General features: G+C 71.1%; 12 protein-coding genes and 1 pseudogene. 3 read left to right on the top strand and 10 right to left on the bottom strand.

Translation table 11 applies throughout. The annotated features are described in order from the left end of the window. Window positions 1-9 precede the first annotated feature (9 nt). From ispG to dxr, 4 genes and pseudogenes are all read right to left on the bottom strand, one after another. Complete coding sequence (ispG, locus tag E2C04_RS06335) at window positions 10-1,161, bottom strand: flavodoxin-dependent (E)-4-hydroxy-3-methylbut-2-enyl-diphosphate synthase (RefSeq protein WP_135831980.1); 1,152 nt, start codon at window positions 1,159-1,161, stop codon at window positions 10-12. A gap of 47 nt (window positions 1,162-1,208) precedes the next feature. Then, window positions 1,209-1,598 (bottom strand): site-2 protease family protein, encoded by a 390-nt coding sequence (locus tag E2C04_RS19415; protein WP_238694450.1) that lies wholly within the window; start codon window positions 1,596-1,598, stop codon window positions 1,209-1,211. Then, the gene (locus E2C04_RS06330) at window positions 1,570-2,556 is read right to left on the bottom strand and encodes a site-2 protease family protein (protein ID WP_238694449.1); all 987 of its coding nucleotides are present in this window, start codon (window positions 2,554-2,556) and stop codon (window positions 1,570-1,572) included. Before E2C04_RS06330 ends, E2C04_RS19415 begins: the two co-directional genes overlap by 29 nt. A gap of 6 nt (window positions 2,557-2,562) precedes the next feature. Continuing rightward, window positions 2,563-3,683 (bottom strand): annotated as a pseudogene (gene dxr / locus E2C04_RS06325) (1-deoxy-D-xylulose-5-phosphate reductoisomerase). Window positions 3,684-3,808: 125 nt separating this feature from the next. Between dxr and metZ the strand changes: the two are divergent. After that, window positions 3,809-4,999, top strand: a complete 1,191-nt coding sequence (metZ, locus tag E2C04_RS06320; RefSeq protein WP_135831979.1) for an O-succinylhomoserine sulfhydrylase — start codon at window positions 3,809-3,811, stop codon at window positions 4,997-4,999. Between the two features lie 45 nt (window positions 5,000-5,044). On the opposite strand, the gene E2C04_RS06315 is transcribed toward metZ, so the two are convergent. The 3 genes from E2C04_RS06315 to E2C04_RS06305 form a co-directional block, all read right to left on the bottom strand. Next, window positions 5,045-5,965: a type IV toxin-antitoxin system AbiEi family antitoxin domain-containing protein gene (locus tag E2C04_RS06315; RefSeq protein ID WP_135831978.1), complete on the bottom strand. Its 921-nt coding sequence runs from the start codon at window positions 5,963-5,965 to the stop codon at window positions 5,045-5,047. A 120-nt stretch (window positions 5,966-6,085) separates the two neighbouring features. Next, window positions 6,086-7,969 carry a propionyl-CoA synthetase gene (locus tag E2C04_RS06310; protein WP_135831977.1) on the bottom strand — a complete coding sequence of 628 codons (1,884 nt, stop codon included), beginning with the start codon at window positions 7,967-7,969 and terminating at the stop codon, window positions 6,086-6,088. Window positions 7,970-8,050: 81 nt separating this feature from the next. Further along, window positions 8,051-9,514 carry a M1 family metallopeptidase gene (locus E2C04_RS06305; protein WP_135831976.1) on the bottom strand — a complete coding sequence of 488 codons (1,464 nt, stop codon included), beginning with the start codon at window positions 9,512-9,514 and terminating at the stop codon, window positions 8,051-8,053. A gap of 201 nt (window positions 9,515-9,715) precedes the next feature. Here E2C04_RS06305 and E2C04_RS06300 point away from each other — a divergent pair, with 201 nt between their 5' ends. Both E2C04_RS06300 and E2C04_RS06295 read left to right on the top strand, forming a co-directional pair. Then, a complete protein-coding gene (locus E2C04_RS06300) occupies window positions 9,716-10,570 on the top strand; it encodes a serine protein kinase RIO (RefSeq protein WP_135831975.1) in 855 nt (284 codons plus the stop codon). Between the two features lie 49 nt (window positions 10,571-10,619). Further along, on the top strand, window positions 10,620-11,705 hold the full coding sequence (locus E2C04_RS06295) for an LOG family protein (RefSeq protein WP_238694448.1): 1,086 nt from the start codon (window positions 10,620-10,622) through the stop codon (window positions 11,703-11,705). 15 nt (window positions 11,706-11,720) lie between these two features. Here E2C04_RS06295 and rlmN read toward each other — a convergent pair whose 3' ends face one another. The 3 genes from rlmN to E2C04_RS06280 form a co-directional block, all read right to left on the bottom strand. Continuing rightward, complete coding sequence (rlmN, locus tag E2C04_RS06290; protein WP_170213488.1) at window positions 11,721-12,854, bottom strand: dual-specificity RNA methyltransferase RlmN; 1,134 nt, start codon at window positions 12,852-12,854, stop codon at window positions 11,721-11,723. A 31-nt stretch (window positions 12,855-12,885) separates the two neighbouring features. After that, window positions 12,886-13,227 (bottom strand): hypothetical protein, encoded by a 342-nt coding sequence (locus E2C04_RS06285; RefSeq protein ID WP_135831973.1) that lies wholly within the window; start codon window positions 13,225-13,227, stop codon window positions 12,886-12,888. 74 nt (window positions 13,228-13,301) lie between these two features. Next, window positions 13,302-14,177, bottom strand: coding sequence for a phosphatidate cytidylyltransferase (locus E2C04_RS06280; protein ID WP_135831972.1), 876 nt, complete (start codon window positions 14,175-14,177; stop codon window positions 13,302-13,304). Window positions 14,178-14,188: the final 11 nt, after the last annotated feature.

Here is a 14,188-nt window from a genome sequence, read left to right as displayed (position 1 = left end):
GGCGCGGGCTCAGGAGACCTGGACCTCCGCGGTGGCGCCCTCCACGGGCTCCATCCCCTCGGCGATGCGCATGGCCTCCTCGATCAAGGTCTCCACGATCTGCGACTCGGGCACGGTCTTGATGACCTCGCCCTTGACGAAGATCTGACCCTTGCCGTTGCCCGAGGCGACGCCGAGGTCGGCCTCACGGGCCTCGCCCGGACCGTTGACGACGCAGCCCATGACGGCGACGCGCAGCGGCACCTCCATGCCCTCGAGCCCGGCAGTGACCTGCTCGGCGAGGGTGTAGACGTCGACCTGGGCCCGGCCGCAGGATGGGCACGAGACGATCTCCAGCTTGCGCTCACGCAGGTTGAGTGACTGGAGGATCTGGATGCCGACCTTGACCTCCTCCACCGGCGGGGCGGAGAGGGAGACGCGGATCGTGTCGCCGATGCCGCGGCTCAGCAGCGCACCGAAGGCGGTGGCCGACTTGATGGTGCCCTGGAAGGCGGGGCCGGCCTCGGTGACGCCGAGGTGAAGCGGCCAGTCGCCGGCCTCGGCGAGCAGCTCGTAGGCCCGCACCATGACGACGGGGTCGTTGTGCTTGACCGAGATCTTGAAGTCGCGGAAGCCGTGCTCCTCGAAGAGGCTGGCCTCCCAGACCGCGGACTCCACCAGGGCCTCGGGGGTGGGCTTGCCATACTTCTCCAGCAGGCGCTTGTCGAGCGAGCCGGCGTTGACGCCGATGCGGATCGACGTGCCGTGGTCGGCGGCCGCCTTGGCGATCTCCTTGACCTGGTCGTCGAACTTCTTGATGTTGCCGGGGTTGACGCGGACCGCGGCGCAGCCCGCCTCGATCGCGGCGAAGACGTACTTCGGCTGGAAGTGGATGTCGGCGATGACCGGGATCTGCGACTTCCGGGCGATCGCCGGCAGTGCCTCCGCGTCGTCGGCGCTGGGGCAGGCCACGCGCACGATGTCGCACCCGGCCGCGGTGAGCTCGGCGATCTGCTGGAGCGTCGAGTTGACGTCGGAGGTCAACGTGGTGGTCATCGACTGCACCGAGATCGGGTGGTCACTGCCCACCCCCACGGCACCGACCTTGATCTGGCGGGTCGGACGGCGCGGCGCGAGGACCGGGGGCGGGAGGGCGGGCATGCCCAGACCGATGGAAGTCATGCTCGCAAGATTACTGCTCGTGGGGTCACGGGCCCGACCGGGCCGGATCAGCCCGCCAGACGGACCGGGACCACCAGGTCGCCGACGATCAGCACGACACCCATGACCAGCATCGCCACACCGACGACGTACGCCACCGGGAGCAGCTTCGCCACGTCGAAGTAGCCGGGGTCCGGGCGACGGAAGACCTTGGCGAGCCCGCGGCGTACGGCCTCGTAGAGCGCACCGGCGATGTGGCCGCCGTCGAGCGGAAGCAGCGGCACGAAGTTGAACATGCCGATGAAGAAGTTGAAGCCGGCGATCAGCATCAACAGGTAGGCCGCCTTGTCGGCGCCGGGGATCACGTCGTGAGAGACGGTCTCACCGGCCAGTCGACCGCCACCGACGATCGAGACCGGGCCGAGCGGGTCACGCTCCTCCACCCCGATAATCGCCATGGCCACGCCCCACCTTCTGCGGGAGGTTGGCCAGCGATTCCAGGGTGCGCACGGTCATGTCACCCATCTGGTCGAGGGTGTAGAGCACCCCGCCGGTCTGCGGCGCGGCCGTCGGCGTGACGCCCAGGAAGCCCACCTGGCGCAGCGGGGCGTCGTCGTCCCCGGTCGGGCGCGCGGTGACGGTGGTGTTGGTGACGAGGGTCAGCTCCTCGTCACCGCGACGGACCAGGATCTCGGCGCGGCCGTCGGAGTTGTCCTGGATCGCCTTCTGCAGGACGTCCCAGTCGGAGGCGGCGACGCCGTTGAAGGAGAGGATCTCGTCGCCGACCTCGATGCCGGCAGCCCTGGCGGGGGCGACCGGGTCCTCGTCGGTGCAGACCCGCTGGTCCTCGGTCGCCGGGACCACGCAGGCGGAGACGTCGGCGACGACGGGCGAGACACGGACGTCGGCCATGTTGCCGTAGGTCGCGAAGAGGGGCGCGAAAATCGCGAAGGCGATGAGCAGGTTGACCGCGGGGCCGGCCGCCATCACGGTCACCTTCTTCCACCAGGCCATCCGGTAGAAGAGGCGGGGCTCGTCCTCGGCGGAGATGGTCTCCCACTCCGCGGCGCGGGCGTCGGAGACCAGCTGGGTGAACATGCCGGTGTTGGACTTGCGGACCCGGTGCACCGGGTTGCCGTGCTCGTCCACCCCGACGGGCTCGGCGCTGTCGTCGGCGCCGGGCGGCAGCATGCCGACGATCTTCACGAAGCCGCCCAGCGGGATCGCCTTGAGGCCGTACTCGGTCTCACCGACCTGCTTGCTCCACACCGTCGGGCCGAAGCCGACGAAGTACTGCGTGACCTTGCCGCCGAACTTCTTCGCGAAGGCCATGTGGCCGACCTCGTGCAGGCCGATGGAGACCACCAGGGCGACGGCGAAGACCACGACCCCGAGCGTGTAGAGCAGAACGGTCATGAGCGGTCAGTTCCCCGGTGAGGTGGACGACTCAAGGGCGGCGATGCGGCGCTCGGCCTCGGCGCGGGCCCAGGCGTCGGCAGCCAGCACGTCGTCCAGGTCGAGCGGCTGCGTGCTCGAGCCTACGTCGTGAGCGGTCACCGTGGCAGCCACCACGTCGACGATCTCGACGAATCCGAGGCGACCGTCACGGAACGCCTGCACGCAGACCTCGTTGGCGGCGTTGTAGACCGCCGGAGCCGTGCGACCGGTCGCCCCGGCCTGACGGGCGAGGCTCACCGCGGGGAACGCCTCGTCGTCGAGCGGGAAGAACTGCCAGGTCTGGGCGGTCGTCCAGTCGACGGCCGGAGCGGCCTCGGGACCCGGTCGGGCCAGGCCATGCCCAGCGCGATCGGGATGTGCATGGTGGGCGGGCTGGCCTGGGCGAGCGTCGAGCCGTCGACGAACTCGACCATCGAGTGCACGACGCTGGTCGGGTGCACCACGACCTCGATGCGGTCGAACGGGACGTCGAAGAGCAGGTGGGCCTCGATCACCTCGAGCCCCTTGTTGACCAGGGTGGCCGAGTTGATCGTGATCACCGGCCCCATCGCCCACGTCGGGTGGTCGAGCGCCTCGGCGGGGCTCACCTGCGCGAGCTCCGACCGCGTACGCCCGCGGAACGGGCCGCCGGAGGCCGTCAGGACCAGCTTGCGCACCTCGGCGACGCTGCCCGAACGCAGGCACTGGGCGAGCGCCGAGTGCTCGGAGTCGACCGGGACGATCTGGCCCGGCCGCGCCGCGCGGGTGACGACCTCGCCGCCCATGATCAGCGACTCCTTGTTGGCCAGCGCGAGCACGCTGCCGGCCTCCAGCGCAGCCAGGGTGGGGCGCAGGCCCACGGCACCGGTGATGCCGTTGAGCACGACGTCGGCCTCCATGCCGGCGGCCTCGACGGAGGCCTCCTCCCCCAGCCCGGAGCGGGCCGGCGAGAACTCCGCCACCTGCTGGTCGAAGAGCTCGGGGTTGCTGCCGCCCGCCGTCAGGCCGACGACCCGGAACCGGTCCGGGTTGGCCCGGACGATGTCGAGGGCCTGGGTGCCGATGGATCCGGTACTGCCGAGGATGACCACGTCGCGTCGCTTCACGCGCGCCAGTCTGTCAGGCGTGCGCCACCTTCCTCCGACGCGTACGCAGCCGTGCCCGACGTGGGCGCCTCTCACGGCTGGGACCGCCGCCACGACAGGTCCGCCGGGTGTGGCAACCTCGGTGCATGAGCACGACCCCCGACTCCTCCTGGCACCCGGCGACCCAGGCAGTGCGTGCCGGCCTGGCTCGCAGCGGGTTCGACGAGACCTCCGAGGCTCTCTTCCTCACCAGCGGCTACGTCTTCACCACCGCGCAGGACGCGGCCGACACCTTCGCCGGCGAGCTCGAGCACGACGTCTACTCCCGCTACACCAACCCGACGGTGCGGATGTTCGAGGAGCGCATGGCCGCCCTCGAGGGCGCCGAGGCCTGCGCCGCCACGTCGTCGGGCATGTCCGCGATCTTCTGCTCGCTCGCCGCGCTGCTGCAGAACGGCGACCGGGTCGTCGCCTCCCGCGCGATGTTCGGCGCGATCATCTACGTGGTCAACGAGTTCTTCCCGAGGTGGGGCGTCGAGACGGTGCTGGTCGACCCGACCGACCTCGATGCCTGGGCCGAGGCGCTCTCGGTGCCGACGAAGGCGGTGCTCTTCGAGAGCCCCTCCAACCCGCTCCTCGCGATGGTCGACATCGAGGCGGTCTCCGAGCTCGCGCACGCCGCGGGCGCGACCGTCATCGTCGACAACGTCTTCGCCACCCCGGTCTTCTCCAAGCCGCTGCAGCAGGGCGCCGACGTGGTCGTCTACTCGGCGACCAAGCACATCGACGGCCAGGGCCGCGTCCTGGGCGGCGCCGTGCTCGGCCGGGCCGACTACGTGGCCGAGATCGTGACCTTGCTGCGCAACCTGGGACCGACGCTCTCCGCCTTCAACGCCTGGGTGCTGCTCAAGGGGCTGGAGACCCTCGACCTGCGGGTGCGCCGCATGGCCGAGAACGCGGAGGCGGTGGCCCGCTTCCTCGAGTCGCACCCCAAGGTCGGCACCACCATCTATCCGATGCTCGACTCCTTCCCCCAGCGGGAGCTGGCGGCCAAGCAGCTCACCGGCGGTGGCACGGTCGTGGCGATCAAGCTCGAGGGTGGCCAGGAGGAGGCGTTCCGGTTCATGGACGCCCTGGAGATCTTCGACATCTCCAACAACCTCGGCGACGCGAAGTCGCTGGTCACCCACCCGGCCACCACCACGCACCGCCGGATCGGCCCCGAGGGCCGCGCTGCCGCCGGCATCACCGACGGCACCGTCCGCTTCTCCGTCGGCCTCGAGGACGCCCGCGACCTGGTCGCAGACTTGGAGCAGGCGCTCGCGCAGCTCGACTGACGTCCGGGAGGGTTGAGGTCACCTGGTGGCCTCAACCCTCCCGGATCAGCAGTCTGGGCAGGGACGGAGAGACCCCTCCCACCCTCGTTGGGCGAGCAGGGCCGCGAGGCGGGCCGCCGTACGGCACGGCTGGCCGACCACCTGCCCCCACCCCAGCCGCACGGTCACGTGTCCCGCGAGCAGCGCGACGGCGTCCCGGTCGAGGTCGGCGAACCGGTCACGCGCGAGCGAGTGGTGCGCCCGGCCGTCGAGCTCCACGATCACGCGCGCACCTTCGTAGAGCACGTCGTGGACCGCGGCAGCGCCGGGCAGACGTGCCTGGCGGCGACCGTGTGGGAGTCCGTGACGCCGCTCCACCCGGACGAGGTACCGATGCTCGAGCACCGAGTCGCTTCCCTCCTCGAGGTCAGCCAGCACATCCGTCAGCCAACCACGGTGCGCCAGGCGTACGCGGCGGTCAAGGGTTGCTGACAGCCGCGCGGGTGTGGTGAGTCGCCGCTGTACGACGTCGGCCAGCGCCGCGACTGCGGCGAACTCGTCCCCGGCGGTCACGGCGACGTCCAGAGCAGCCTCCTCCACGTGCATGCGCGGAGGGGACGCACTCCAGCGCACCCGCGGCTCGAGACCCACGACCCGGTGGAGGACCACCCCCGTCAGCTGGGCAACACGACGCTCGTGGTCGACGGCAAGGTGGAGAGGCGTGTCGTTGACGGGTTCGCGCGCATCCATGGCTGCGAGGGCGGAAGGACCCCACAGGGCCGCCGGCCAGAGCGCAAGCGCACCCGCCCACGCCTGCTGCCGCCACGTCAGGTCGCCGGTGTGGGTGACGTAGACCCCTCGGTGCACCGGGACCAGGTCGCGTCGTCGGACGAGCCGCTTGACGTCGTGCGGCTGGAGCCCGTCAGCCAGCACCTGACCACGAGCGACGACACCGTCCTGTGCTCGAGCCACGTCCTGCCACACCATGCGATGCAGCGTGGCGCACCTTCGGCCTGACTGCTCCGCCCCCTGTGGAGAACGCCACGCGCAAGGTGAGCGGGGAGTGTTGGGGCCACCAGATGGCCTCAACACTCCCGGATCAGCCGATCACTCGCGACGCAGCACCGGCCGCAGCGTGTCCAGCACACCCGCGTCCTCGATGGTGCTGGGCACGGCAGCGTCCTTGCCGTCGGCGATCTCGCGCATGGTCTTGCGCAGGATCTTGCCGCTGCGCGTCTTGGGCAGGCCGCCCACGACCACGACCTCCTTGAAGGCCGCGACGGCGCCGATCTCGGCCCGCACCCGGGCCACCAGCTCGTCACGGATCTCGTCGGGGTCGGCCTCCACCCCCGCCTTCAACACCACGAAGCCGCGCGGCAGCTGACCCTTCATCGGGTCGGCGACACCGATGACGGCGCACTCGGCGACCGCCGGGTGACGCGAGATGACCTCCTCCATCGAGGCGGTCGAGAGGCGGTGGCCGGCGACGTTGATGACGTCGTCGGTGCGGCCCATCACGTACACGTAGCCGTCGGGGTCGACGTACCCGCCGTCACCGGAGAGGTAGTAGCCGTCGAAGGCGGAGAGGTAGGAGTCGACGTAGCGCTGGTCGTCGCCCCACAGGGTGGCGAGCGTGCCGGGCGGCATCGGCAGCTTGAGGCAGATCGCACCCTCCGAGCCGGGCGGCACCTGGTTGCCCGAGCCGTCGAGCACCTGCACGTCGAAGCCCGGCACCGGCACCGAGGGCGAACCGGGCTTGATCTCCATCGGCTCGAGGCCGCGCAGGTTGGAGGCGATGGGCCAGCCCGTCTCGGTCTGCCACCAGTTGTCGACCACGGGCACGCCGAGCTTCTCGCCCGCCCACTCCCAGGTGTCGGGGTCGAGGCGCTCACCGGCCAGGAAGAGGGTCTGGAGGCTGGAGAGGTCGTACTCCCCCACCAACCGGCCTTCGGGGTCCTCCTTCTTGATCGCCCGGATCGCCGTCGGGGCGGTGAAGAGCGCCTTGACGCCGTACTCCTCGATGACCCGCCAGAAGGCGCCGGCGTCGGGGGTGCCGACCGGCTTGCCCTCGTACAGCACCGTCGTGGCGCCGCTGATCAACGGTCCGTAGACGATGTAGGAGTGGCCGACCACCCAACCGACGTCGGAGGCGGCCCACCAGACGTCACCGGCGTCGCAGCCGTAGACGTTCGGGAACGACCACGCCATCGCGACCGCGTGGCCGCCGTTGTCGCGGACGATGCCCTTGGGCTTGCCGGTGGTGCCGGAGGTGTAGAGCACGTAGAGCGGGTCGGTGGCGGCGACCTCGACGCATCCGGCGGGCTGGACCCGGCCGGCGCTCATCGCCACGTCCCAGTCCAGGTCGCGCCCGTCGACCAGCTCGGCGGTGACCTCGGGGCGCTGCTTCACCACGACGGCCTCGGGGGCGTGCTCGGCCAGCTCGAGCGCCTGGTCGAGCAGCGGCTTGTAGGCAATGGTGCGCGATGGCTCGATGCCGCAGCTGGCGCTCACCACGACCTTGGGGGTGGCGTCGTCGATGCGGATCGCCAGCTCCTGCGGCGCGAAGCCGCCGAAGACGACCGAGTGGACGGCCCCGATCCGGGCGCAGGCCAGCATCGCGATCACGGCCTCGGGGATCATCGGCATGTAGACGACGACCCGGTCGCCCTTCTCCACCCCGAGCTGCTGCAGCGCGCCCGCGAAGGCAGCGACCTCGGTGAGCAGCTCGGCGTACGAGTAACGGCGCTTCGTCCCGGTGACCGCGGAGTCGTAGATGAGTGCGGTGCGCTCGGCGGCGCCGCGCACGACGTGGCGGTCGAGCGCGTTGTAGCACGTGTTGAGCGTGGCGTCGGGGAACCACCGGTGGAAGGGCGGGTTGGTGGAGTCCAGGACCTGCTGCGGCTTGCGGAACCAGTCCACCAGTGCCGCCTGCTCGCCCCAGAACTCCTCCGGGCTGCTGATCGACTGCTGGTACGCCTCGCGGTAGCTCATGACCCAATCGTGCCGTGGACGTGACGTGGGCAACACCCCCGGCCCCGGCAGCGGCCGGCTCCGAGGGACGAGCGGCAGGAATCAGCCGCCGGACGGCGCGCCGAGGACCAGGCCGTTGTCGCGGGTCGCGGCCGGCTTGGCAGGCGTACGCAGCCACGCATCGAAGAAGCCCGACAGCTGCTCGCCGCTGACCTCGGCCGCGAGCTTCTCGAACTGCGCGGTGCTGGCGTTGCCGTCGTCGTGGGTGGCGATCCACCTTCGCAGCAGCGTCCAGAAGTCCTGCTCCCCGATCCGCTGACGCAGCGCCTGCAGGGTCATGCCACCTCGCAGGTAGACCGCGTCGTGGAAGAGGTTGTCGGCTCCCGGGCGGGCTATGGCGAGGTCCCAGAACGAGTCCTGGGCGGCGAAGGCGGCGTACTGCTCCTGCAGCCACTCACCCACCGGTCGTCCACCCGTCCGCTCGGCGTGGCGCTGCTCCATGAAGGTCGCCGCGCCCTCGTTGAGCCAGATGTCGCGCCAGCGCGCGACGGCGACCGCGTCGCCGAACCACTGGTGGGCGAGCTCGTGGACCAGCAGCCACGTGCTGCCGGTCTCCAGCGGCCAGTAGACGGGGCGGGTCTGGTTCTCGAGCGCGAAGCCGGCCATCAGTGAGGTGACCACTCCCCCGGTCGTCTCGAACGGGTAGGGGCCGAGGTCGCGCTCCATCTGGCGGACCAGGGCTGCGCTGCGCCGCAGCTGCGTGAGCGACTGGCGCTGGGACCGCGCGTCGAGGCGGGTCGAGACCGCGTTGAACCAGGGCAACCCGTCGGTGGTGCCGCGCTCCACCGCGAAGTCGCCGGCGGCGAAGAAGGCCAGGTAGGTCGCCATCGGGTCGCGCGCACCCCACTGCCAGGTCTGCGTGCGCCCCTTCCGCACCCGGCCGAGCAGTCGCCCGTTGGAGATGACGCGCTTGCCCTGCGGCACCGTCACAGCCACCCGGAAGGTGGCCTTGTCGCTGGGGTGGTCGTTGGCCGGGAACCACCACGGCGCCATGTGCGGCTGGTTGATGGTCACCACCTCGTGCCGGCTGGCGAGCCAGTTGCCCTCCCCCAGGTAGCGCTGCCGACCGGGGAATCCTGCGTAGCGCACGGTGACCTTGGCCGTGCGGCCCGCCTTGAGCACGGTGCGCGGCGTCACCACCAGCTCGTGGCCCCCGTCCTTGCGGAAGGTGGCCGGCGTCCCGTTGACCTTCACCGCCGAGGCCTTGAGGAGCAGGTCCAGGTTGAGGCGCTTCAGGTCCACCGACGGCACGAGCGTCAGCGTCGCCGTGCCGCCCAGGTGGCGGCGCGCGAAGTCGTAGCGGACCCGCACGTCGTAGTGGCGCACGTCGTAGCCGCCGTTGCCGTCGAGCGGGAAGTAGGCGTCACCGATGCCGCTGGTGCCCTGGGCCGACGTGCTGTCCCCCGCGCTGGGCCCGACGAGCCCGACGAGCAGCACGGTCGTGACCGCGCCGGCGAGCAGGCGGGCACGCGTACGTCGGGGCGCGCGGCCCCGGAGACCCTTCATGGCCCGAAGGTACCCCGGCCGAGGCCGCTCCGGGCGCCGGACGCGGGGTCACGCAGAAAACTCGGTTGCGGCGGGCTCCGGGCTGCCGCAGGCTGGAGCGGCCGGGACCTGCCCGGGTCGTACGCACGTGAGGAGGAGCCATGTCGGTGCCCACTCGTTCCACCGCGCCCTGCCTCGTTCGTCCGACCCACCGGAGCACCCATGTCCCACCCGCCCCACCCCTCCTCCCCTGACGCCGCCACCGACTTCACCTTCGACTTCGTCCCGCTCGCCGACGAGCTCGAGCCCGGCCAACGCTGGTCGACCTGGCCGAGCGTCGAGCCCCTGATGCGCGGCCCCGAGCCGCTCCCCGCCTGGCTGGTGACCGCTTCGGGTGCGGTCGACACCGAGCTCGGTGTCCTCAAGGGCGGCAAGGAGGCCGACGTCTTCCTCCTCGAGCGCCGCGACCTGCTGCACCCCGACGACGCGGTGGTGATGGCCGCCAAGCGCTACCGGGCACCCGAGCACCGGGCCTTCCACCGCGCCGCCTCCTACACCGAGGGCCGCTCGGTGAAGCGGTCGCGCGACCAACGCGCGCTCGACCGCAAGTCGTCGTGGGGGCGCACCGTCGCGGCCGCCGAGTGGGCGGTCTCCGAGTGGGGTGCGCTGCGGCGCTGCTGGGAGCTGGGCCTGCCGGTCCCCTACCCCGTGCAGTGCGACGGCACCGAGATCCTCATGGAGTGGATCTCGCACGACGGCGGCACTGCCCCGAGGCTGGCCGGGCAACGGCCCGGCCGGGGGTTGCTGGAGAACTGGTACGAGCAGGTCCGCGACGTGCTGCACACCCTCGCTGGTGCCGGCCTGGCCCACGGCGACCTGTCGCCCTACAACGTGCTCGTCGCCGGTGAGCGGATCGTCGTCATCGACCTGCCCCAGGTGGTCGACCTGGCGGGCAACCCGCAGGCGGGAGAGATCCTGCGGCGCGACTGCGTGAACATGGCCCGGTGGTTCACCTCGCGCGGGCTGGAGGTCGACGGCGAGGAGCTCTTCGCCGAGGTCCTCGCGCACGCCTGGTGAGCCGCGCCGGTCGAGGCGGCACGTCAGGTCCGTGGGCTAGGTTTCCCTCGTGAGACGCACCCGTGGACGCACCGTCGAGGTCGACAGCCTCCGACCTCGACCACCGCCTGGCCTGCGGCACCGGCTCCCTGAACGGCTGGCGGGTCCGCGGCGTCGACCTGACCGGCGCGCCGCGGCGTTGGCCGCCACGGACGTCACCGGTGCGCTCTTCCTGGGCTGCACGTTCGCCGACGGTGGGGACGACGACGTACGCCGTCGCGGCGCCATCGTCTTCCCCCGGCTCCCCGACGTGCCGGTGGAGGTCTACCGCAGCCGGCTCTACACGCCGCAGGAGCTCTTACGACACCGACGACTACCAGACCTCGCTCGCGACGCGCGGGCGTACGCCTGGGCAGGCTCCGGCGTCGACCCCGACCTGGCTGCCTCGCTGCACGACCACGCCATCGACGAGGCGCTGGGACGCCTGGGTCGACGGACGCCACCTGGTCGGCGTGATGGGGGGCACTCCCTGCAGCGCGGACGCCCCGAGTACGCGTACGCCGCGGAGCTCGGCCGTGCCCTGGGGCGTACGCACGTGGTCACCACCGGCGGCGGGCCGGGCGCGATGGAGGCCGCCAACCTCGGCGCCTACCTGGCCGCCGCGCCACGGGAGGCACTCGTCGAGGCGCTCGAGGTCCTGGGGCGAGCACCGTCGTTCACCCCCGACGTGGGCGCCTGGGTGGGGGCCGCCTTCGACGTCCTGCACGAGCACCCGCACGGCACCGACACCCTCGGCATCCCGACCTGGCACTACGGCCACGAGCCGCCCAACCCGTTCGCCACCCGGATCGCGAAGTACTTCCGCAACGCCACCCGCGAGGCGATCCTGCTCGAGGTCTGCGACAGCGGGATCGTCTTCCTGCCGGGCGCGGCCGGCACCCTGCAGGAGGTCTTCCAGGACGCCTGCGAGAACTACTACGCCGACGAGTCGTCGATCGCGCCCATGGTGCTGGTGGGTCGGGAGCACTGGACCGAGACGGTCCCCGCGTGGCAGCTGCTCACCACGCTGGCGCGCGGACGGGCGATGGAGTCGCACGTGCACCTCGTCGACACGGTCGAGGAGGCTGCTGCGCTCGTACGCAGCCCCGACGCCTGACGCGTCAGGCGGGCGTCACTCGGCAGCGGCGAGCTGGCCGCAGGCCGCGTCGATCTCGTCGCCGCGGGTGTCGCGGATCGTGGTCGAGATGCCCTTGGCCTCGAGGCGCCGGACGAACTCCGCCATGTCCTCGTCACGCGAGCGGGTGTACTTGGAGCCGGGGACCTCGTTGAGCGGGATCAGGTTGACGTGCACCCAGGCCCAGTCACCGTAGGAGTTGAGGACGTCGGCGAGCAGGTCGGCGCGCCAGGCCTGGTCGTTGATGTCGCGCATCATCGCGTACTCGATCGAGACACGTCGCTTGGTGAGGCGCGCGTAGTTCCACGCCGCCTCGACGGTCTCGGCGACCGAGAAGCGGGTGTTGATCGGCACCAGCTCGTTGCGCAGCTCGTCGTCGGGGGCGTGCAGCGACAGCGCGAGGGTGCACGGGATGCCCTCCTCCGCCAGCTGGTTGATGCGCGGGACCAGGCCCACCGTCGAGACGGTGACGCCGCGGGCGCTCATGCCCAGACCCGCGGGCGAGGGGTCGGTGAGTCGGCGCACGGCTCCGACGACGGCCTTGTAGTTGGCCAGCGGCTCACCCATGCCCATGAAGACCACGTTGGAGATGCGCCCGGGGCCGCCGGGGATCTCGCCGCTGTCGATGGTCCGGTTGGCGGAGACGACCTGCTCGACGATCTCGGCGGTCGACATGTTGCGCTGCAGACCCCCCTGGCCGGTGGCGCAGAAGGGGCAGGCCATGCCGCAGCCGGCCTGGCTGGAGACGCAGACCGTGGCGCGGGTCTTGTAGCGCATCAGCACCGACTCGACCAGCGCCCCGTCGAAGAGCTTCCACAGCGTCTTGACGGTGGTGCCCTTGTCGGCGGTCTGGACGCGGATCGGGTCCATCAGCTTGGGCAGCAGGGCCTGGACCAGGGCGTCGCGCTGACCCGCCGGGAGGTCGGTCATCTCGGCGGGGTCGTTGACCAGCCGGGCGAAGTAGTGGTTCGAGAGCTGCTTGGCCCGGAAGCCGGGGAGTCCGGCCTCCACGAGCAGCTCCTTGCGTCCGGCCTCGTCGAGGTCGGCCAAGTGCCGCGGTGGCTTCTTGCGACCACGCGGCTCGTCGAAGACCAGGGGCAGGAGGGCAGGCTTCTCGGACATCTGCTCCATCCTCCCACCGTTGGGCCGGAGGAGCGAACCGTCAGGCGTCGAGCTCGACCATGAACCACAGCACCAGCGACGCGACGCCGAGCACCACGAGCATGGTCAGCACCATCCCGATCACCATGTAGGTGCCGAAACGACGCGTCCGCGGTGCGACCAGGAGCCCCAGCGGCACCAGGAGCGTGAGCGCGACGAGCGGGAACCAGCGCTCCGCGTCCTCGTACGGGAGCAGCAGGCGCAGCAGGCCGGCGAAACCGCCGGGCACCGCAGTGACGAAGAGCATGCCGGCGAAGAAGCCGGAGAGCGCCGTGAAGGTGGGGTGGTCGCGGTGCCACCAGTCCGTCGCCCGGGCGGGGGTCTGCTCGTCGGTCTCCCTCATGCGGGGAATCCTAGGCTGGCGACCGGGCCGGATCACGGGCCGGCCCCGGCGCGCCGCGGGTCGGAGGAGCCGTCTCAGAAGGCCAGGTAGTGGAGCAGCAGCCAGACCGGGGCGATGGTCGCCAGCAGCGAGTCCAACCGGTCCATGATGCCGCCGTGGCCCGGGATCACACGCGACATGTCCTTGACGCCGAGGTCGCGCTTGATGACCGACTCGACGAGGTCGCCCAGGGTCGCCATCACGACGACGATGAGGCCCAGCAGGACGCCCACCCAGGCGTCCGCGTCCAGCAGCGTGGTGACCAGGAACCAGCCGGCTGCGACGCAGGCCAGGGCCGAGCCGGCGAAGCCCTCCCACGACTTCTTGGGCGAGATGACCGGGGCCATCGGGTGCTTGCCGAAGAGGACTCCGGCCACGTAGCCGCCGGTGTCGGAGGCGACGGTGACCAGCACGAAGACGACGATGCCGCGTACGCCGTCGTCGAACCGCTCGAAGCCGGTCGACCCACCCTCACGGAGCATGAGGCCCACGAAGGAGGCCAGGAAGGGCAGGTAGACCAGGACGAAGACCGAGGCCGTGGCGTTCTTCACGAAGCCGTCCACGCCGCGGCGCAGGAGCCACAGCATCGTCACGAGGGCAGTCACCGCGGTGGCGGTCACCAGGGCGGCGGGACCGGAGAAGTAGGCGACGACGACCATCACGACGGCGCCGAGCATCAGCGGCTGCTCGGGGACGTCGATCTCCTTGGCCCGCAGGCCACGACCGAGCTCCCAGATGCCGATGACCATGGCCACGGCGACCACCGCGATGAACGCGGTCTTCCAGAAGTACAGGGTCGCCGCGATCAGCGCCAGCAAGACCACCGCGGAGGCGATCGCCGCCGGGAGATTGCGTCCCGCGCGCCCGTGGTCCTTCTTCGGCGCTTCGGCCGTCGGTGAGGGAGTCGTCATCTCTGTCGTGC

The sequence above is a fragment of the Nocardioides daphniae genome (assembly GCF_004777465.1).
In the GTDB taxonomy this organism is placed as follows: Bacteria; Actinomycetota; Actinomycetes; order Propionibacteriales; family Nocardioidaceae; genus Nocardioides; species Nocardioides daphniae.
Note: the sequence above shows the minus strand (reverse complement) of the source record. Positions and strands in the feature narration are given on the sequence as shown.